This is a genomic window from Pseudomonas sp. FFPRI_1, assembly GCF_055384485.1.
Map to the genome: position 1 here is coordinate 4,730,944 of NZ_AP029168.1, position 20,022 is coordinate 4,750,965.

Annotated in this window: 23 protein-coding genes and 2 pseudogenes; all 25 read left to right on the forward strand. The window is 64.0% G+C overall.

Annotated elements, in window-relative coordinates; translation table 11 throughout:
- The first annotated feature begins 112 nt into the window (after nucleotides 1-112).
- The 25 genes and pseudogenes from ACZ5BO_RS20960 to ACZ5BO_RS21080 all read left to right on the forward strand — a co-directional run bounded on the left by ACZ5BO_RS20960 (nucleotide 113) and on the right by ACZ5BO_RS21080 (nucleotide 20,022).
- Complete coding sequence (locus tag ACZ5BO_RS20960) at nucleotides 113-925, forward strand: hypothetical protein (RefSeq protein WP_023093461.1); 813 nt, start codon at nucleotides 113-115, stop codon at nucleotides 923-925.
- 123 nt (nucleotides 926-1,048) lie between these two features.
- Entirely contained in the window at nucleotides 1,049-1,402 is a 354-nt protein-coding gene (locus ACZ5BO_RS20965; RefSeq protein WP_023093460.1) for a DUF3085 domain-containing protein, read from the forward strand.
- Between the two features lie 366 nt (nucleotides 1,403-1,768).
- A complete protein-coding gene (locus ACZ5BO_RS20970; protein ID WP_023093459.1) occupies nucleotides 1,769-2,686 on the forward strand; it encodes a DUF3577 domain-containing protein in 918 nt (305 codons plus the stop codon).
- A gap of 57 nt (nucleotides 2,687-2,743) precedes the next feature.
- A complete protein-coding gene (locus tag ACZ5BO_RS20975) occupies nucleotides 2,744-3,436 on the forward strand; it encodes a DUF3275 family protein (protein ID WP_023093458.1) in 693 nt (230 codons plus the stop codon).
- Nucleotides 3,437-3,530: 94 nt separating this feature from the next.
- Nucleotides 3,531-3,857: a hypothetical protein gene (locus tag ACZ5BO_RS20980; RefSeq protein ID WP_023093457.1), complete on the forward strand. Its 327-nt coding sequence runs from the start codon at nucleotides 3,531-3,533 to the stop codon at nucleotides 3,855-3,857.
- 101 nt (nucleotides 3,858-3,958) lie between these two features.
- Nucleotides 3,959-4,366 carry a hypothetical protein gene (locus ACZ5BO_RS20985; protein ID WP_023093456.1) on the forward strand — a complete coding sequence of 136 codons (408 nt, stop codon included), beginning with the start codon at nucleotides 3,959-3,961 and terminating at the stop codon, nucleotides 4,364-4,366.
- Between the two features lie 16 nt (nucleotides 4,367-4,382).
- A complete protein-coding gene (locus ACZ5BO_RS20990; RefSeq protein WP_003050326.1) occupies nucleotides 4,383-4,643 on the forward strand; it encodes a hypothetical protein in 261 nt (86 codons plus the stop codon).
- A 73-nt stretch (nucleotides 4,644-4,716) separates the two neighbouring features.
- Entirely contained in the window at nucleotides 4,717-5,364 is a 648-nt protein-coding gene (locus tag ACZ5BO_RS20995; RefSeq protein ID WP_023093455.1) for a hypothetical protein, read from the forward strand.
- A gap of 64 nt (nucleotides 5,365-5,428) precedes the next feature.
- Nucleotides 5,429-6,538, forward strand: coding sequence for a DUF6094 domain-containing protein (locus tag ACZ5BO_RS21000; protein WP_023093454.1), 1,110 nt, complete (start codon nucleotides 5,429-5,431; stop codon nucleotides 6,536-6,538).
- A gap of 50 nt (nucleotides 6,539-6,588) precedes the next feature.
- Nucleotides 6,589-6,909 (forward strand): hypothetical protein, encoded by a 321-nt coding sequence (locus tag ACZ5BO_RS21005; RefSeq protein ID WP_023093453.1) that lies wholly within the window; start codon nucleotides 6,589-6,591, stop codon nucleotides 6,907-6,909.
- A gap of 90 nt (nucleotides 6,910-6,999) precedes the next feature.
- Complete coding sequence (locus ACZ5BO_RS21010; RefSeq protein ID WP_023093452.1) at nucleotides 7,000-7,305, forward strand: hypothetical protein; 306 nt, start codon at nucleotides 7,000-7,002, stop codon at nucleotides 7,303-7,305.
- 135 nt (nucleotides 7,306-7,440) lie between these two features.
- Nucleotides 7,441-8,475: pseudogene (locus ACZ5BO_RS21015) on the forward strand (DEAD/DEAH box helicase); the annotation flags it as partial.
- A gap of 617 nt (nucleotides 8,476-9,092) precedes the next feature.
- The gene (gene ltrA / locus ACZ5BO_RS21020) at nucleotides 9,093-10,811 is read left to right on the forward strand and encodes a group II intron reverse transcriptase/maturase (protein WP_464696373.1); all 1,719 of its coding nucleotides are present in this window, start codon (nucleotides 9,093-9,095) and stop codon (nucleotides 10,809-10,811) included.
- An 82-nt stretch (nucleotides 10,812-10,893) separates the two neighbouring features.
- Nucleotides 10,894-12,138, forward strand: a pseudogene (locus ACZ5BO_RS21025) (helicase-related protein); the annotation flags it as partial.
- Nucleotides 12,139-12,250: 112 nt separating this feature from the next.
- A complete protein-coding gene (locus ACZ5BO_RS21030) occupies nucleotides 12,251-12,733 on the forward strand; it encodes a hypothetical protein (protein WP_023093446.1) in 483 nt (160 codons plus the stop codon).
- Between the two features lie 160 nt (nucleotides 12,734-12,893).
- Entirely contained in the window at nucleotides 12,894-13,493 is a 600-nt protein-coding gene (gene pilL2 / locus ACZ5BO_RS21035; protein ID WP_023093445.1) for a PFGI-1 class ICE element type IV pilus protein PilL2, read from the forward strand.
- Nucleotides 13,490-14,131: a hypothetical protein gene (locus ACZ5BO_RS21040; protein WP_023093444.1), complete on the forward strand. Its 642-nt coding sequence runs from the start codon at nucleotides 13,490-13,492 to the stop codon at nucleotides 14,129-14,131. Before pilL2 ends, ACZ5BO_RS21040 begins: the two co-directional genes overlap by 4 nt.
- 14 nt (nucleotides 14,132-14,145) lie before the next feature.
- Entirely contained in the window at nucleotides 14,146-14,871 is a 726-nt protein-coding gene (locus ACZ5BO_RS21045) for a TIGR03759 family integrating conjugative element protein (protein WP_023093443.1), read from the forward strand.
- Complete coding sequence (locus ACZ5BO_RS21050) at nucleotides 14,853-15,458, forward strand: transglycosylase SLT domain-containing protein (RefSeq protein WP_023093442.1); 606 nt, start codon at nucleotides 14,853-14,855, stop codon at nucleotides 15,456-15,458. Before ACZ5BO_RS21045 ends, ACZ5BO_RS21050 begins: the two co-directional genes overlap by 19 nt.
- The gene (locus ACZ5BO_RS21055; protein WP_023093441.1) at nucleotides 15,455-15,994 is read left to right on the forward strand and encodes an integrating conjugative element protein; all 540 of its coding nucleotides are present in this window, start codon (nucleotides 15,455-15,457) and stop codon (nucleotides 15,992-15,994) included. Before ACZ5BO_RS21050 ends, ACZ5BO_RS21055 begins: the two co-directional genes overlap by 4 nt.
- A 4-nt stretch (nucleotides 15,995-15,998) precedes the next feature.
- Nucleotides 15,999-18,188 (forward strand): type IV conjugative transfer system coupling protein TraD, encoded by a 2,190-nt coding sequence (gene traD, locus ACZ5BO_RS21060; RefSeq protein ID WP_023093440.1) that lies wholly within the window; start codon nucleotides 15,999-16,001, stop codon nucleotides 18,186-18,188.
- Entirely contained in the window at nucleotides 18,185-18,934 is a 750-nt protein-coding gene (locus ACZ5BO_RS21065) for a TIGR03747 family integrating conjugative element membrane protein (protein WP_023093439.1), read from the forward strand. The genes traD and ACZ5BO_RS21065 overlap by 4 nt, the downstream gene beginning before the upstream one ends.
- A 98-nt stretch (nucleotides 18,935-19,032) precedes the next feature.
- On the forward strand, nucleotides 19,033-19,416 hold the full coding sequence (locus ACZ5BO_RS21070; RefSeq protein ID WP_023093438.1) for an integrative conjugative element protein, RAQPRD family: 384 nt from the start codon (nucleotides 19,033-19,035) through the stop codon (nucleotides 19,414-19,416).
- On the forward strand, nucleotides 19,413-19,646 hold the full coding sequence (locus tag ACZ5BO_RS21075; RefSeq protein ID WP_009459672.1) for a TIGR03758 family integrating conjugative element protein: 234 nt from the start codon (nucleotides 19,413-19,415) through the stop codon (nucleotides 19,644-19,646). Before ACZ5BO_RS21070 ends, ACZ5BO_RS21075 begins: the two co-directional genes overlap by 4 nt.
- Before the next feature lie 16 nt (nucleotides 19,647-19,662).
- A complete protein-coding gene (locus ACZ5BO_RS21080; RefSeq protein ID WP_023093437.1) occupies nucleotides 19,663-20,022 on the forward strand; it encodes a TIGR03745 family integrating conjugative element membrane protein in 360 nt (119 codons plus the stop codon).

Consider the following 20,022-nt stretch of genomic DNA (forward strand, 5'->3'; position numbering starts at 1 on the left):
GCGGGACACCGTGCTGGTCGATTCTTCCTACGGACGTACCGCGTCCATCCACCCACAAGGGACCTCTCCCTTGTGGGCGGGGAATCCCTTGTTCTTTCTCAAGGAGATTCCCATGGATCGCTCTCTCATCAAGACCCTGATGCCTTCGCTTGTCGCAGGCCATGTGCCCCGCAACGTGCGGTCGTTCAAGTACCGCGTGTTCGATGATCAGCCGCAATCCTCGACGCTGGGCTTCGCCATCGATCCCCAACCCTTCGACGGCAAGGTGGTCGCGGCGAATGACGATGCCATCGTCGTCAAGCTCAAGCCCAGCGAGTTCGCGGTGCTCGACCCCAACCTGGTGACCACCGTCCCGAGCGAGGGCGCCAAGGTTCATGTCCAACCCTACGCCCGGCGACGTTTCGACGGCCTGCGCGCGGACACCCCGGAAGTCGTTACCGAGAAGACTTCGGATGGCACGCCTTACACCATCACGAGGCATATCCTCGGCAAAGCGCCCGCCAAGCTGCCCATTCCCGAGCCGCAGTGCATGGAACTGGGCCAACTCATCGAGCAGTTGGAGGAGATGCCCGCGCCCGACGGGTTCCGGTGCATCACCCACATGCTGGTCGATGCAGGTGCCCGCGACTTCGTCTGGGTCGATCCCAAGCCCTCCAAGATCATCGAGACCCCGCCGGCGATCAGCTTCACGGTTTCAACCACCAAGTTCGAGGGTCAGGTGACGATCCTCTACGACCGTGGCGGCGACACCTACGTGGTGGAGCTGCATCGCGACGGTGAATTGATCGATCGGCACGACGAGGTGTATTTCGACATGCTCGGTGACGTGCTGGAGCGGCTCATCGACGACGGGCGCTGGCGCCTGATCGACGTCAGCGTGATCGACGCCAAAGCTCCTCGGCGACGTCAGGCGGTTCCAGCCTGACATGCCAGACAGGAAGCCCAGCGGCACGACTGACCAGTCCATAGCCTACCGGCGACTGCCCCACAAGCCTTCCATCCGTTTGGGTGGAGGGCTTTTTCTTAATCCATACAGGAGATTTCAACCATGTCACTGCGATTCAGAGGCTCCGACCTGCGCCCCGTGCTTGCCGAGGCCATCGCCAACCAATGCCGCGTCGCCCTGGCCAAGGACCAGGGCGTGTACTTCCTCGCCGAGCGCGGAGAGCGCCGCCCCGATGGCCGCGTGAAGCTGCTGGCCTATGCCGTCGGCTGCAACCCGGATATCGACCCGTTCGATGACTGGTGGGAACTGGCACGCGCCGAACTTGGAGGCGACGACTTCGGCGAGTTCTTCGACCCGAAAGACAGCGTTTTCACTCGCATTCTGCAAAGCTCAGATGATCTGGAGCTGTCCGCCACCGCTACGCATCTGTCACTGGCGGCGGTGGAATCGGCGTAGTCAAAAATGTCCGCATACCCTTTGAAGCCCCCATTTTGGGGGCTTCTTTTTGGGCGGAACTGGGCAGCCTGGAAAAAATGGGAAGCGCCCGGATGCCGATTGATTGCTGTCGCACGCGCGAGGCCCGGCGATGCTGCCCCCATGCCTGCTGACGTCGTCAGCGACATGCCAGGCAACCATCGGTCTTCGAGGTTGCGGCGCAGTTTCGACTGCGTGACCGAGCCAGCTCGCACCGCATCCATTCGCGAGCGGCCACCAGTCTCTGGTGGCGGATGCTTTCGCCTTATCAACCCACCGCGGGGTTACGCACCTCTCCCCGCATGCGTGGGCTGGTGTGTCTCCGCTTCATCCCTATGGAGATTCACCATGAACACCACTTCAAACGAGAAATCGTATTTCGACCTCCACACTTCGGGCATCGGCTACATCCAGCGTGTCCGTGAAGTGCCCGTCAGGGGCGGCCGCCGAGCGCAGCCTTTCCTGGCATGCACCATCGCCGCGCTGGTCGGCCCTGCCAGGGACCCCAGCTACCGCTACTTCGACGTCAAAGTCTCGGGTGCCGAGGCCAAGAAGCTCGTCCAGCGCTACATCGGCGTTGACGATCCCAAGCAGCGCCCACTGGTGCGCTTCCGTACTGGCGATCTGCGCGCCGATCCCTTCATCCGCGACAAGGGTGAACGCAAGGGCGAAGTAGGCGGGTCTCTCAAGGCCCGGCTGCTCAAGACCGAACTGATTGACCGGGCCGAACTGGCCTCGATCAAGCAGCACGAGCTGATCACCCGCGGCATCGGCTACCTCAGCCGCCCGAAGGACGTCACTCCCAAAGACGGTGATCCCTTCCTGTCGTGCTGCATCGCAGCGCTGACCGGCCCTGTCGATGAACCGGAGTATCGGTATTTCGACACGATCGTCGCCACCCCTGAAGCCGAGCACCTGGTTCGCCGGTGCGTGCAGGCCATCGAAGCGGATCGCAAAGTGCTGGTCGCCTTCCGTCTGAACGACATGAAGATCGATCCGTACATCCGCACCAAGGGCGAGCACGCCGGGGAACCGGCCGCGAGTCTGGAATCGACGCTGGTCCACATCGGTCTGATCAAGATCGATGGCACCCAGGTCTATCCCACGAGCCAGGCGCAAGCCGAGGCACCGCAGGCCCAGGACGCATCCGCGCCCGAAGCCGAGGACGCTGCCGACACCGCTGCCGAGCAGCCTGCCGAGTCCGCCGAGCGCGAGCCCGCAGGTGAAGTCGAGGAGCAGGAGCCGGCATTGGCTGCTTCGTTCTGATCCGGCATGGCCCCTCACGGGGCCTTGCCTTTTTCCTATTTCTCAAGGAGAAGCATCATGGCAGTCACATCGGCACCCGAGAAATCGGCCACGCCCATTATCGTCCCGGGCCAGCTCGCGCTGCGCACCATTCACGGCCGCAACGGAAAGTTCAACGTTGGCAAGCTCGAATGCCAACTCGGCAAGTTCACGATAAAAGATGCCGAACTGGAGCAGTACCCCGAGGGCAAGTACCAAGGGGAATTCGTCCTCCGCTACATCTTCCTCAAAGGCTATCCGATCAGCGACGGCAGCATGCGTTTCGAGATGCGCGCCAACCTGGACGGCATGACACTTTTCGGCATCGACAAGCTGAGCAAGGCCGAAGCACATAGCTTCGCCCCACAGGAAGTCGATCCGCTCGATGAAGAGCAAGGGCCGCCGCCTGCGGCAACGCCGGTCAAGGCCTCCAAGGCATCCAGGTCCGCCAAATCTGCACCCGTGCAGGCCTCCGCGGACCCGCTGATCGATACGACGCCCTTCGGCGTGGACGCGCCGCCGCCTGCTACGGCTGCTGCCCCCGGCAGCACCGAGGATGGCGACGCCGCACTGTTCGGCCTGTTGTGGCCGCTGGGCGAGTCCGTGAAGCTGGATTCGACCATCGACCGCCGCGCCCTGCGCGCGCAGATCGCCCGCCTGGACGAACTGGGCTACGCGCTGGACTTCAAGACGCAGGAGTGGAGCCGCCGGGCCGAACTGCAACCTGCGTAACCATGGGCGCCGCATCCGCGGTGTCCTTCATCCACCCGCCGGGGTTCCTTCCCCATGCGGGGGAGGCCTCGGCTCCTTTTTGGAGGTCTCCATCATGTCCACCATCGCTTGCGATTCCCCTCGCTCCGCTCTGGATGAACCCGCTTGGCGGGCTCTCTGCGAGACGGAAGCCGCACAAGCCACCAAGGGGTGCGGACTGTCTCACGACTACTACGTCGAACGCTTCAGTTCCGCGATCGACGAGCAAGTTGCTCGATTGCCCGAAGACCAACGCGCACAAGCGCTGCAGATCGCACAGGAATGGGACTACGCGACACCGGCCGAAAGGCAGGAAGCCCAGGACTGGAACGCTGAACACGGCTATTGCTCGCACGGAATCGAACTGGGTTATTGCCCGGCCGGTTGCGATTCGGACTACTGAGGTCCGGCACACGTCATCGCCGCTTGATCGGCTTTTCACCACCCGTCGGGGTTCTCCCCCTGCGGGAGGCCTCCGACTCTACTTTTTCCAGGAGGCCTCTCATGGGCTGGTATTTCTCTCCCCAATCGCGGTCTGAGCTGATCGCGGAATTGATCGCACCGCAGCAGACCGAGCGCGTCAGCGCGAAGGTCATCGCTCACGCACTGCGCGGCAACGTGCTGTGGTCCGTGGTCGAAATGACCGCCAAGGTCGAGGGTGTGCATCGTGATCTCGCGCCGGGCCAGTCCCTGCGCTACATCCGCTGCGATCTGCTGGAACGCAGCGGCAACCAGTGGGGCTACAAGCCGCTGGAAGAGTCCATGCACCCGTACTACTACTCGTGCCCGCTGTCCTATCTGGACCTCGCACCGGAGCAGTCCGCCGACTGGCGTGCAGGCGTTCGCGCCTACCACGCACGGCGACGCACACCCACGGCTGTCACGGCTCCCGCCGCGACGCTGATGGCCTGAGCCAGGAGGAACCAACATGGACCCGATCCTGGCTGCGCTCTCACCCTCGCTGCTGGCACTCGTTGAAGGAAGTTTGTCCAACGACGAAGTGTCCTCCGACGAGGAGATGCTGGAGTACTTCATCAGCAACGGCCTCACCGAGGAACAGGCACGGCAGGCACTGACCTACCGCGACCAGTACCTCAACAACATCTACCTGGACGGCTTCACGCCGATCACGGCGGTGGACGAGGCGCTTCACTTCAACCCGCACACCCGGCAGTTCGAGCCGGACTGAGCGATTTTCTTCCCACTGGGGCAGTACTTGCCCCAGGGGGCGGTGCTGTTCCCGTTCATCCGAGGACACCACCATGCCCGCAAACACTTCTTCCACGCTGTACCGCATCGACGAATGCCCGGACGTGATGGCCGACGCCTGTGTCGGCGATGACCAGGGCAACCTGATCTTCCTGTCCATCTGGGCGCGCGACACCGCCGTCCAGCAGTTCCTTGCTCGCCTGACCCTCGGGCGCGACGAGCAGGGACTGGACCAGTTCCACATCATCACCGATCAGGGCGGCAGCGTCCCGGTGTTCGTCGGCAACGTCGATCGCCTGGAAAAGCGCATGACCCGCGCTTACCGGCGAACGCTGTTCGGTTCGCTGTCCAACGTGTGGCTGTTCGACCGGCGCTGCGTCAAGCCCGACAAGGCCAACGCCAGCGCATTGGCATTGCTGCCACGCGACAGTGCCCACCGGCTTGACCGCCTGTGGATGCTGGTGCGGGACACCTGCCCGTTGCCGCTGCTCGACCACTGGCGCGAGACCGTGCTGGAACTGCTGCAAAGCCGCGAGATGCTGGCCCGCCTTCCGTTCGCCCTCGGGCCGCTGGAAGGCCATCGGCTCGCCATCGACGTGCCGGCGCTGACCTTGGCGCTGGGTTCCCTGATCCGCAGTGACGTGCTCACCGCCTATCCATACCCGGCCAAGATCTGGACGCCGGAAGTGGTAGCGGCCTGACCCACCCACGGAGGCACGCCTTGGCGTGCTTCCGTGTTTCATCCCCGCCAACCAGGAGACTTCCATGGCCCTCATGTTCCCGCGGCTCGCCCGCAATTTCGCCAAGAACGGGTACTACCCGACCGACGAACCCACGCTCGAAAGAGCCCTCAACGCACTGATGCCCAGCGACGGGCCGATGTGCATCCTCGATCCCTGCGCCGGCGAAGGCGTGGCGATCGCCGAAGCCGCCCATGCCCTCGGGCGCGAGCAGGCCAAGGCGTTCGCCGTCGAGTTCGACGCGGAGCGGGCACGCCATGCCCGAGGTCTGGTCGATCACTGCCTGCACGCGGACCTGATGGACACGATGGTCTCCAAACAGTCCTTCGGGTTGCTCTGGCTCAACCCGCCGTATGGCGACCTGTCCAAGGACGTCAACGGCAACATCGGATACCAGGGCCAGGGCCGTGCCCGCCTCGAAAAGCTGTTCTATCAGCGTTCGCTGTCGCTGTTGCAGTACGGCGGCGTGCTGGTCTTCATCGTTCCCGGCTACGTGCTCGACGCGGAGCTGGTCGGCTGGCTGACACGTCACTACACCGATCTGCGGATCTACCGAGCGGTGGAGACGCAGTTCAAGCAAGTGGTGATCTTCGGCCGAAGGGTGCGCCAGCGCGAGCAGGCCCCCGATGGCGTCAAGGCCGTGCGCAGCCTGCTGCTGCAGGTTGGGCTTGGCGAAGTCGAAGCCGAGGAACTTCCGAGCGAGTGGCCGTTCTTGCCATACATCATCCCCGCCAGTCCGGCCGAGCCGGAGCATTTCTTCCGCGTGACGATGGAGCCCGAACAGTTCGCCGACGAGGTTGGCAGGCTGCAAGGCCTCTGGCCGTCGCTGGACACGCACTTGGGGGCCGCGCAGCAGTCGCTGCGTCCACCGGCGCGAGCCTTGTCCCACTGGCATCTCGCCCTGGCCTTGGCCGCGGGCGCGATCTCCGGCGTTGTGCGCTCCCAGACGGGGCGCGTGCTCGTCGTCAAAGGTGACACCCACAAGGACAAGACGCTCCAGCGGGAATTCACCGAACGCGAAGACGGCTCCATCGCCGAGACCCGCATCCTCACCGACAAGTTTGTGCCCGTCATCCGCGCGTGGGACATGACGCCTGGCTCCGCGACACGGGGCGAGGTGTTAACCATCCGCTGATCCACCGGACGCGCTGCCGTCCTGCTGTACCACATCGAAGGAGAAACACCATGTTCCCCAATCCGTTCAAGCGGCCAGCGCCGCACAAGCAACCGTTGTTCGCACCGAGTACGTTGAAGTTGAGCGAGAAGGTGCATTGGCTGGCCCGAAGAGGCCTGATCGACCCCTTAGCCTATGTCCAGCGCCATGTGCGCGGGGACTGGGGCGAGATCGATGAGGCCACACGCCAAGCCAACGACGTGGCGATCCAACAGGACAACCTGATGATCTCGCAGTTCAGGATCACGCCGGACCTGGCGCTAATCGTCAAGACCAGCGAGGACCACGAGACCACGGTGATCCAGCTTCCCGAAGAGCGGGACCTGATCTGACGTCCCCACATCGTCATCCTCATTTTCCTGACGGAGCCACTTCACTCCGGCAGGGGTGTCGTGGCTCAATGACTCATCAAGGAGGAGCCCATGGCATCACATCGCATCGAAACCTACTGTCAGAGCCTGGCGTTCCCCATCGGGGCGCTTATCTTCAGCAAAGGCATTGACCGCCTGGTCCGCTCGGGTCGCCTCGACCCGATCCCGTACTTCAGGCGCCACACCCGTGGCGACTGGGGCGACGTCAACGTCCAGCAATGGCAGGCCAACAGCACCGCGCTTCAATCAGGCGCATCGCTGGCATCGCACTACGTGATCCATCCGGGGCTGGCCATTCGCATCGTTACCGACGCGGAGCGCCACGCCACCGTCATCGTTCTGCCGTCCGAGGACTGAGCACGGTTCAGCCGCTGGCCACCCAGGCCAGCACCTTCAACCACCGTCGGCCACGCGTCGATTTACTTCCCACCACGGGGCATGCCACTGCCCCGCTGGGGGTGGTGCATGCCCCTTTTTCTTTGGAGCATCACCATGTCCCTCGATCTCGAAACCAATGCCGCTGAAGCCGCGCCCGTACAGGGCGAACTGCTCGACGCGGAATCCTCCCCTCTGACCCTGAGCCTTCAGGATTTCGTCGGCGAGTTCGGCGACGAACTGCTCGACGCCCTCAACAGCGCCAACCCGCCGGTCTATACCGGCCAACCGCAAGCACATCGCCAGCTCATCGTCGCCAGCCTCAAGCGCAAGCTATTCCAGGCCCAGGCCGAAGTCGTCCACGCCGCCGCGGAGCTGCTGATTGACCGTGGCGAGCGCGCCGCGATCGTCAATGGCGAGATGGGCTGCGGCAAGACGACCGTCGGCATCGCCACGGCCGCTGTGCTCAACGCCGAAGGCTACCGCCGGACCTTGGTTCTCTCGCCCCCGCACCTTGTTTACAAGTGGCGGCGCGAGATCCAGGAGACAGTAGCGGGCGCGAAGGTCTGGGTGCTCAACGGCCCCGATACCTTGGTCAAGCTCATCAAGCTGCGCGAGCAGTTGGGTGTGCAGCCGACCGGCCAGGAGTTCTTTGTCCTGGGGCGCGTCAGGATGCGAATGGGGTTCCACTGGAAGCCTGTCTTCACCCAGCGGCGCACCCGCCACGGCGACGTGGCGGCCTGCCCGGACTGCGGCACGGTCATCACCGACCTCGACGGCGAGCCGGTCAACCCGGTCGCGCTTGAAGCCGAGGAGTACCGCAGGAAGTGCAGCCATTGCGCAGCGCCCCTGTGGACGCTGATCCGCCCACGCAGCCTGTCCGGCAACGACCAGTCCTCGGCCGTGCTGAAAGCCTTGAAGCGCATCCCGACCATCGGGGCAGTCACCGCGCAGAAGCTGATGCAGAAGTTCGGAGACGGCTTCCTGGCCTCGATGCTCGGCGACAACATCCATGAGTTCATCAATCTCATGGACGGCAACGGCGAGCTGGTGTTTTCCGACCGTCAGGCCACCCGCATGGAACGTGCGATGGCCAACATGGAGTTCGGCTTTGGCGAAGGCGGCTACCAGCCGTCCGAGTTCATCAAACGCGTGCGACGTGAAGTCGCCTGAGTAATTGTTCCAACGGGGGCAACCCCGACGAGGAACCTGATGTTCCGTCATCAGTAGCCTACCGGCACATGCAGGACTGGTAACGGTCTTGTGTGAAGCTGCCGGGACAATGTAGCTGGGCCTTCGGGCCGCGCCGCTGCCGTGAGGCAAGGCGTTACCTGCGAGCATCAATGCGGGTACGGCGCTAGGCTGGGTGGTATGACCAACGCAAGTGAACTGCTGTTAAACACCGTTATGAATGACAAGCCAAAGATGCTGACAGGCTTGAACCAAAAGGTATGCGGTCGGTTGCTCTTTATCCGTTTTGGGGGCACACGGACATCATGACCGCCGGTGGAAAGGCAGGGTCTAACCCATCTCGTTACTCAAGCGAAACACGGTAAGCCCGTATCGCTGCCCTTCGGGGCAGGCAGACCGTAAGGAATGCTGTTGGTGGTGCGGGTAAAGGAATGTGGAGAAAGCGAATGCCGTCCTGTAATGGGACGGATAGGGGTTGAGCCGTAAGGCGACATCATCCCACGCGAAAGCGGGCAGACTTCCACTTGGTCTTTCTCTACGAGAAAACTTGTCCAACCTTCTACAAGAGGGAATTGCAGATGACTACGCAAGAAATTGCTTGCGCGGGTGCGCCCTCACACGAATCGGTCACATGGCACAGCATCGACTGGGCTGCGTGTCACCGTGAAGTGCGAAGGCTCCAGGCGCGTATCGTAAAGGCGACTCGGGAAGGAAAACACGGCAAGGTGAAAGCCCTGCAGTGGATTCTGACCCACTCGTTCAGCGGCAAAGCATTGGCCGTCAGACGAGTCACCGAGAACCAAGGTAAGAAGACGCCGGGCGTGGATGGCATCACATGGTCCACCCCGGAAGCCAAGTCTCAAGCCATGTTGTCAATCAAGCGGCGCGGGTATCGTCCCCAACCGCTGAAGCGTGTCTATATTCCTAAAGCCAATGGGAAGATGCGGCCGCTGGGTATCCCGACCATGAGAGACAGGGCGATGCAGGCGCTATACCTGCTGGCTCTTGAACCCGTGGCCGAGACCACAGCGGACGGACGCTCGTTTGGGTTCCGACCGGAGAGGTCCACGGCGGACGCCATCGAACAGTGCTTCACGGCACTGTCCAAGAAGGTGGCACCGCAGTGGGTTCTCGAAGGCGACATCAAGGGCTGCTTCGACAACATCAGCCATGACTGGCTCATGGGTCATGTACCGACGGATCGCGAGATTCTGAGGAAGTGGCTCAAGGCCGGATACATGGAAGATCGGCAACTTTTTCCAACAGAAGCTGGTACCCCGCAAGGGGGCATCATCTCGCCAACTCTGGCGAATCTCGTCCTCGACGGGCTGGAAGCCAAACTGGATGCTGCGTTCGGAAGAAAGCGGTACGCCAACGGTGTACAGACCCGTTTGATGGTCAACTATGTGCGGTATGCGGACGACTTCATCGTGACAGGACGCTCGAAAGAGCTACTGGAACAGGAGGTCATGCCGATCATCGAGGACTTCATGCGGGAACGGGGGCTCACGCTCTCACCCGAGAAGACCAAGATCACGCACATCGACGAGGGCTTCGATTTCCTCGGGCAAAACGTGCGCAAGTACAACGGCAAGCTGTTGATCAAGCCGTCGAAAGCGAACGTGGCGACCTTTTTGGAGAAAGTGCGCTCGGCGGTCAAAGGCAATAAGGCGCTGGATCAGCCTCGGCTGATTCGGATGCTCAACCCAATGATCCAAGGCTGGGCGAATTATCACCAGCACGTCGTGTCCAAAGCGACGTTCGCGCGTGTCGATCATGAGATTTGGCGTGTGTTGTGGCAGTGGGCCGTTCGTCGGCATCCGCAGAAAAGCAGCGTCTGGATCAAGCAGCGCTACTTCCACTCCGTAGGCACCCGTAACTGGGTGTTTGCGGCGGCGACGGGTGAAAGGTTCCCTGATGGGAACCCCATCCTGTCGTCACTGCGGAAGGCAACGGATACGCCCATTCGGCGACACCGGCCAATCAAGTTGGAAGCCAATCCATTCGACCCGACGTGGGAGACGTACTTTGAGGAGCGTGTAAGCCTCAAGATGCAGAACTCACTGCGGGGCAGGAAGAAGCTCATCAACCTCTGGTTGGCACAGGATCGTCGTTGTCCGATCTGCCAAGAGTTGATCACGCAGGAGACGGGGTGGCATGTCCACCACATCATTCGGCGGGTCGATGGCGGAAAGGATGGGAACACCAATCTCATCATGGTGCATCCAAACTGTCATAACCAGAGTCACGTCAATGGTCTCAAGGTGGTGAAGCCGGTCCGCGAAAGCGGGCTTTGAAAGGCTTGAGCCGTATGAGGGGAAACTCTCACGTACGGTTCTTAGGGGGGGATGGGCCAGCAATGGCCTGTCCCTACCCGACTACCTGCCGCAAGGCACGTTCGACCTGCTCATCGCCGACGAGGCGCACGAGTACAAGAACGGCGGCAGTGCCCAAGGCCAGGCCATGGGTGTGCTGGCAGCGAAGGCTCGCAAGACCTTGCTGCTGACTGGCACGCTGATGGGCGGCTACGGGGACGACCTGTTCTACCTGCTGTTCCGAGCCCTTCCGGGGCGGATGATCGAAGACGGCTACCGCCCGACCACGAGCGGCAGCATGACCTCGGCCGCGATGGCGTTCATGCGCGATCACGGGGTCTTGAAGGACATCTACTCCGAGAGCACCGGCACGGCGCACAAGACGGCCAAGGGCACCAAGGTATCGGTGCGCACGGTCAAGGCCCCGGGCTTCGGCCCCAAGGGCGTCTTGCGCTGCATCCTGCCGTTCACGATCTTCCTCAAGCTCAAGGACATCGGCGGCAACGTCCTGCCGCCGTATGACGAGGAGTTCCGAGAAGTCGCGATGGACACGGCGCAAGCCGCGGCCTACCGCGATCTGGCGGGTCGGCTGACCGCGGAGCTGAAACAGGCTCTTGCACGACGCGATACGACTTTGCTGGGTGTGGTGCTCAACGTGCTGCTGGCCTGGCCAGATTGCTGCTTCCGGTCGGAAACCGTGGTGCATCCGCGCACGCGCAACACCTTGGCGTTCGTCCCGGCTCAGTTCAACGAGTTCGAGTTGACGCCGAAAGAGCGCGAGCTGATCGACATCTGCAAAGAGGAGAAGGCGCAGGGGCGCAAGGTCCTGGCCTACACGGTCTATACCGGCACACGCGACACGACCAGCCGGTTGAAGGTGCTGCTAGAGCAAGAAGGTTTTCGGGTGGCGGTGCTGCGCGCAAGCGTGGATGCCAGCCGTCGCGAGGACTGGATCGCCGAGCAACTGGACCGTGGCATCGATGTGCTCATCACCAACCCCGAGCTGGTTAAAACGGGACTGGACCTGTTGGAGTTTCCGACGATCGTGTTCATGCAGTCGGGCTACAACGTGTACTCGCTGCAGCAGGCGGCACGCCGCTCCTGGCGCATCGGGCAGAAGCTGTCCGTGCGCGTGATCTACCTCGGCTACGCCGGTTCCTCGCAGATGACCTGCCTAGAGCTGATGGCCAAGAAGATCATGGTCTCGCAGTCCACCTCGGGCGACGTGCCCGAATCGGGGCTGGATGTGCTCAACCAGGACGGTGATTCCGTCGAGGTCGCACTGGCCCGGCAATTGGTCGCCGCCTGACCCCCACGCCATCGCCGGCCTAGTGCCGCCGGCTTTCTGTTGTTCCTACCTCGTAGCCATGCCCGTGTTCTTCGCGGGCATGGCTACGCATTTTCATTTCAAGGAGATTTCCATGAACACCAACACCCCTTCGATCGAACCCGCAGACGGCGGCGAGATCGAGATGCAAGTCGCTGTTGCCTGCGTCGATGTTTCCGGCACCCCCGACATGCCGGTCTTCAAGGTCAGAACCACCCAGGAGGAATACGATCAGGGTGCCCACTACTACAAAGCCAAGGATCTGGCCGAAGAAGCCCGGTACGAAGGGCCGTTCGTCTGCTTCGACGCTGCCGAATATGGCCCCATCCTGTCGGCCGCCCGCGAACTGGGCCTTGCCCCGCAGGTCGTCGTGGTCGATATGACCGACGGCCAGATCCACTCCATCCGCTGCGACACCGGCGAGATCAAGGTCGTCTGCTACGACACCAGCGACACCGACGAGTACTCGGCGGCGGTGGCGGACCGGCCGCTCGGCGAGAACGGCCAGCTCGTGCGCTGCTGGGCGCATGCCCAACTGGCACAGGTCGATCCCGGCTTGAAGCTGGCTCGGGATTGATTCGGCAGAGTCCGATCTGCGCTTTCACTGGCCCCTTCGGGGGCCTTTTTCTTTGGAGTGAGGCTGTCGGGAAATCGGGCGCTGCCTGGTTCGCATTGTTTGCTGCTGCTCGTGACCCGAGCGGCGATGGTGAGGGCTCGATGTTTCAGGACGACGCGCCATGTGCCCCTCTCCACCGTGGTTTCACCATCCCGAACGCCGCCTGCTGGCGGGATTTCTCGGCCTGCTTTGGTTGGTACTGGCTGGCGGCTGCGCGACAACGACTGCACCGCACGCACCCGATGCCTTCGAGGAAGTCTCGACCGCGCCCGAACCCGAAGCACCCGAGTACATCCCCGTTGTGCGCTACGGGCGCTACACGTTGGTCGAGCTGGCCCCCACGGCGGCGCAGCGCGACCTGCTGTTGCAGACCATCGATGTTTCGATGCCGGCGGATGCCCGCGTCACGGTCGGCGATGGGCTGCGGCATGTGCTCAAACGCAGCGGCTACAGCCTGTGTCAAACAGCACATGCCGTGATCGAGTTGTATGCACTGCCGCTGCCGGCGGCGCACCTGCATCTCGGTCCCATGACTTTGCGCGACGCGCTGCTCACCCTGGCTGGTCCGGCCTGGGAACTGCACGCGGATGACCGCGCACGACAGATTTGCTTCGAGCGGCCCGGCGACAGCGTGGCCATCGAACCAATGCCCGAACCGGCCGCCGCCGATGCGGTGCAGACCTTCCCACTGATGCCCTCCATTCCAGGCGGCCAGCCATGAACACTCCCCAATCTTCGCGGCGCCCGGCTGTCGCCGTGGTGATGCAAAGCCTGCTCTGGCTCTGGCTGCTCGGTCTCAGCGTCATCGTGGCCCTCGGCTACCAGGCGATGAGCGACCAGGCCGACGAGAAACGGCTCGACTCCCGTTTGCAACGCCTCGAAGCGCAGACGGTGGCCCTGGCTGAGACCATCGGAACCATCCAGCAGCGTCCGCCTGTCGCAACGGCGGCGGACCTCAAAGAAACCCGCCAAATCCTGGAAGCACGCGCTTCCCAGGTTGAGAAAACATTGAGCAGCTACGCAGCCGCCGACGACCTTCAGGCGCTGCGCGCGGAGATCGAGCAGATCAAGACGCGCCAGACCGCCGCGCGTGCAGCAACACCCACCCAGCCGCGCACATCGAGCAAGCCCGCCGCCAAGCCTGAACCGCCGCCACTGCCGTTCCGCATCGTCGGCGCCGAACTGCGCGCCGGCCAGCTCAGCGTGTCCGTCGTGCCGAGCAGTGGAAACTCTACGCCCGACCAGCTACAGGTGCTGCTGCCCGGTGATGCGGTCGGTCCATGGCGCTTGCAGGCAATCGATGGCAGCGCCGCGGTGTTCCAAGCCGGCGACCAGACCCGTCGCGTGGCGATTCCCTGATCGGAGCACACGACATGAAGCCGTCGATCATCCTTTCCGCACTCCTGCTGGCTTCAGTCCAGTGGCCCGCGTGGGCGCAGCAGCCAGCCACAGCTCCCGCCCGCAATGCGCAGAGCCAGGAGCGCCCGCTGGCCGCCCGCGTCCTGGACGACCGAGTAGCAAGCAACTGGGGCCTCCAACCCCAGGAATGGGCGCGCTACCGCGAGCTGATGGATGGGCCGCTGGGCATCTACTCGCCCAACCTGGACCCGCTGTCTGCCCTAGGCATCGAGGCACGCACCGACGAAGAACGGCGGCGCTATGCAGAGCTGCAGGTGCAAGTCGAGGCACGCCGCGTCGAGAAGCTGCTCGCCTACCAACGTGCCTACGACGAAGCCTGGCAGCGCCTGAACCCCGGCATGCAGCGCGTGAACCTGCCCGACGACGGGCCGGGCACCGGCACCGCGCGCGGCAGCGGTCGCATGGCGGTGTTCGTCAAGGACGGCTGCGCGGTCTGTGGGCAGCTCGTGCAGCGGCTGCAATCCTCGGGTGCCGAGTTCGACCTGTATATGGTGGGCAGCCGCCAGGACGACGCACGCATCCGCGACTGGGCCAAGCGCGCGCAGATCGACCCGGCACGCGTGCGCAGCGGCAGCATTACCCTCAACCACGACGGTGGCCGCTGGCTGTCGCTGGGCCTGCCCGGTGACTTGCCCGCGACTGTGCGCGAGGTGAACGGCCAATGGCAGCGCCAGCCGTAGCGGCCACCTCCGTCTCGCAGCTCTTGCGCGCACTGGTGCTCGCTACCGGCCTGTGCGCCTGCGCCGCCCATGCCCAGGAGATTCCGCCACCCGCCTACCAGCTCGCCGCCCAGCGGGCGGGCATCCCCTCGACCGTGCTCTACGCCGTGGCCTTGCAGGAGAGCGGAGTTCGACGCAACGGGCGCATCGTCCCGTGGCCGTGGTCCCTCAATGTCGCCGGCCAGTCGCGCCGCTTTGCCACGCGCGCCGATGCCTGCTCGGGCTTGCAACAGGCAATGCGCGCCACGCCTCACACGCGCATCGATGCAGGCCTGGGCCAGATCAACCTCGGCTACCACAAGCACCGCTTCACCAGCGCGTGTGACCTGCTGGACCCGTATCGCAACCTCGCCATCGCCGCTGAAATCCTGAACGAGCAGCACACGTCCGGCGAAGACTGGCTGCTCGCGATCGGCCGCTACCACCGTCCTGCGGGCGGCGAACCCGCCGCCCGCTACCGGCGCAGCGTGTCGCGCCATCTCGCGCGTGTGCAGGGCGCACGTCCAAACGCGGCGGTGCTCGCCGCGCGCCAGGAGACTTCCCCATGACGAAATCCCATCTGGCCCTGCGGGGCCTGCTTGTGCTGCTGGCAGGACTGCCGCTGGCATCGCGTGCCGGCGATCCGCTGATCGTGGTCGAAGATCGCGGTGGCACGTCGGCGCTGCCGTACTACGAGGCCCTCAACCTCCAGCCGCGCGCCGATGTCCCGGCCCGTCCCCCCATTCCGACGCCACAGGTTCCCGCCACACCCGCGGACGAGACAGCGATGCTGCCGGTGCGCAGCGCCAAGCTCACGCCCGGCACCGTCGCGCGGCGCGTGATCGAAGCGCCCGGCCTGCGGCCGTTCGTGGTCATCGGCGACGACGACGCCTCCCGGGCCTGGTTGCAGCGCCGCAGCGTTGCTTTGCGCGAACGCGGCGCGGTCGGCTTGGTGGTCAATGTCGAGACCGCGCAGGGCCTGGCACGGCTGCGTGCCCTGGTGCCGGGCGTGCCGCTTGCGCCCGTAGCCGGAGACGACCTGGCCGATCGCCTGGGCCTGCGGCACTACCCGGCGCTGATCACGGCCACCGGCATCGAGCAATGAAGCCATGTCGGGGAAACAGCCGGTCGAGGTTCTGCTACGCCCAGCGGTGGAGCTATACACCGTCGCAGCGTGTGCAGGCGCCGCGTTTCTGTCCCTGGTGGCCCCATGGTCGCTCGCGCTGAGCCCGGCCATGGGCGTCGGCAGCGCCTTGGCGTTCGGCGCCTATGGCGCGATCCGCTACCGCGATGCCCGCGTGATCCTGCGCTACCGGCGCAACATCCGCCGCCTGTCGCGCTACGTGATGACGAGCAAGGACGTGCCCGTCAGCCAGCAGCGGCTTTTCATCGGGCGCGGGTTCCTGTGGGAACAAAAACACACCCATAGGCTGATGCAGACGTACCGGCCGGAGTTCCGCCGATACGTCGAGCCGACGCCTGCCTACCGGCTGGCACGGCGACTGGAGGAGCGGCTGGAGTTCGCGCCGTTCCCGCTATCCCGGCTGTCCGCGCTCACGGGCTGGGATGTGCCTTTCAACCCGGTGCGTCCGCTGCCGCCTGTGGGCGGCCTGCCACGCCTGCACGGCATCGAACCGGACGAGGTGGACGTCAGCCTACCGCTCGGCGAGCGTGTCGGGCACTCGCTGGTGCTGGGCACCACGCGCGTGGGCAAGACGCGACTGGCCGAGTTGTTCGTGACCCAGGACATCCGCCGCAAGAGCGCTGCCGGCGAACACGAAGTCGTGATCGTCATCGACCCCAAAGGGGATGCGGACCTCTTGAAGCGCATGTATGTCGAGGCCAAGCGCGCGGGCCGTGAAGGCGAGTTTTACATCTTCCACTTGGGCTGGCCGGAGATTAGCGCCCGCTACAACGCGGTGGGCCGATTCGGTCGCATCTCGGAAGTCGCCACCCGTATCGCAGGGCAACTCTCCGGTGAAGGCAATAGCGCGGCCTTCAGGGAGTTCGCGTGGCGCTTCGTCAACATCATTGCCCGTGCCCTAGTGGAACTGGGACAGCGCCCGGACTACATGCTGATCCAGCGGCACGTCATCAACATCGACGCGCTGTTTATCGAGTACGCCCAGCACTACTTCGCCAAGACCGAGCCCAAGGCCTGGGAGGTGATCGTCCAGATCGAGGCCAAGCTCAACGAGAAGAACATTCCGCGCAACATGATCGGGCGCGAGAAGCGCGTGGTTGCGCTGGAGCAGTATCTCTCCCAGGCGCGCAACTACGACCCGGTGCTCGACGGACTGCGCTCGGCAGTTCGGTACGACAAGACCTACTTCGACAAGATCGTCGCGTCATTGCTGCCGTTGTTGGAAAAGCTCACGAGCGGCAAGATCGCGCAGCTCCTGGCACCGAACTATTCCGACCTGGCCGACCCGCGCCCGATCTTCGATTGGATGCAAGTCATCAGGAAGCGCGCCATCGTCTATGTGGGACTGGACGCGCTGTCCGACGCCGAGGTTGCCGCAGCGGTCGGGAACTCCATGTTCTCCGACCTGGTTTCGGTGGCGGGCCATATCTACAAGCACGGGATCGACGATGGCCTGCCGGACGCCTCTGCTGGCGCGCGCGTGCCGATCAACGTCCATGCGGACGAATTCAATGAACTCATGGGTGACGAATTCGTGCCGCTTATCAACAAAGGCGGCGGCGCCGGGCTGCAAGTCACCGCGTACACGCAGACCCTCTCGGACATCGAGGCCCGCATCGGCAACCGCGCGAAAGCTGGCCAGGTGATCGGCAACTTCAACAACCTGTTCATGCTGCGCGTGCGCGAGACGGCCACCGCCGAACTGCTGACGCGGCAGTTGCCGAAGGTCGAGGTCTATACCACTACCATCGTCTCAGGGGCAACCGACAGTTCGGACATCCGCGGCGCGACGGATTTCACGTCGAACACCCAGGACCGCATCAGCATGTCCAGCGTGCCGATGATCGAGCCATCGCACGTAGTCGGCCTGCCCAAAGGCCAGTGCTTCGCGCTGCTGCAGGGCGGCCAGCTTTGGAAGGTTCGCATGCCGCTGCCGATACCAGACCCGGATGAAGTGATGCCGGCGGACCTGCAACAACTGGCGGGGTACATGCGCCAGAGCTACAGCGAGGCTACGCAGTGGTGGGAGTTCACCAGTTCCCCGACCTTGCAGAATGCGGCCTTGCCCGATGACCTGCTGGATGATGCGGCTCCAGCCGAGTCTGCTGCGGTGGCCACCGCCACCGACCACAATGCCGACGAGGCCGCGCCATGAAGGACGCCGCATCGACCGCGCAGCGGGAGCAGAACCAGCGCCAGGGCCTGATCGTCGGCACCGTCACCTTGCCGTTTCGCTTGCTTGGAGTGCTGATCGGCTCGCTGCTGTTCTCGATCGTGGTGGAGTGCGTCGGCATGCACCTGTTCTGGAAGGACCAGGGCTGGCGCCATTCCCAGCAGATGTTGCAGTACGAGCTTGGACACCTGTCCAGCCACTTCACGCGCAGCGTGGTCGTGCAGGAGCCGGGGCGCACAGCGCACGAGTTGGTGGATACAGGCTACGAATGGGTGTTTGTTCGCTCCGGGCTGCTGGCGCGCATGAGCCAGACCGCCGAGCGCGTCCGCGCACCCAGCCACGAGCAGGCGCGCAACTTCCGCTACTACATCAGCCAAGTCTATGTCTGGGCCGAGAGCTACCTGATCGCCGCGGCCTTCACGACGCTGACCTTCCTAGTGCGCCTGCTGGTCCTGGTGCTCACGCTGCCGCTGATCTTCACGGCCGCTTTCGTCGGTCTGATTGATGGTCTGGTACGACGCGACGTGCGCAGGTTCGGCGCGGGCCGCGAATCCGGGTTCATCTACCACCGCGCGAAAGCCAGCCTTATGCCCCTGGCCGTGCTGCCGTGGATCACGTACCTGGCACTGCCGATCTCGGTGCATCCATTGCTGATCCTGTTGCCGAGCGCCGCCTTGCTGGGACTGGCCGTGAGCCTGACTGCGGGCAGCTTCAAGAAGTACCTCTAGCCGATCAATCCGGTCATCCGCAGGTTCCTATTGTTTGCGGCCTGAAACAGCCCTGATCTCCACGATCTAGCCATTGCTGATCACACAGGAATGGCGCGATGTTGGCTCCGATCTGGCTGCGCGCCGCGCATCGCGGCGTGCCCACTTTTCTCGTGACGGTCCTTGTGTTGGGCCAGTCCTCGATGGCGTTGGCCGAGTCCCCAGCGCAGCGTCAGGAGCTGGTCGCAGCGCTGCGCCAACTCGACGCGCTGGAGCACACGGTCACCGACAGCGCCGCGCATGCCCCCATCCAGCCGGGCGAGCGCTACCACTTCGACTACCCGAGGCTGCTGGCTGACCTGGCGCGCGTGCGCGCCGGCATCCAGGCCCATCTCACACCGTCGCGCGCCCAGCCGCGCGACCCGTCCGAATTGACCGGCGACTACCGCACGGAGCGGGTCGTCCCGCCATCACCGCCGACGACCGCGGAGGGCAAGCCATGAACGGCGCCCAGGTCTCGGCATTTCAAGCCAACAGCGGCATCGCACCTTCAGCGATGGCGACCGTCCTGGTCGGCGTCGTGTTCGCGGTCCTGCTCGTCTGGGGCGTTTGGGCCATGCGAACGGCCTACGTGGGGTGGTCCGAGAGCCGCCTCAACCAACGCCAGTTCCTCGGCGTCTGCATCCGATTCGTCGCGATGTACCTCGTCCTGACTTTCTTCCTCCTCTCCTGACCTGAAAGGCATGACCATGCACAACCGCATCCTCACTTCCCGTCTTGCCCAGCGCGCCGCCGTGGCCTTGGGCGCCGCTGCGCTGCCCGCGCTGTCGTTCGCGCAGGGTCTGCCGCAGTTGGAGAACCCGACCCGCGGCACGGGCAACGGCATCATGGAAACGATCCGTAACTACGGCTACGACATCATCATGCTCGTGGCCCTCCTGGTCGTGGCGTCGATGTTCATCGGCGTCTGCTACCACGCCTACGGGACCTACGCGGAAATCCACACCGGCCGCAAGACGTGGGGCCAGTTCGGCCTCACGGTCGCCATCGGCGCCGTCCTGCTCGTGATCGGCATCTGGCTGCTCACCGAAGCCACCGGCATCCTGTAA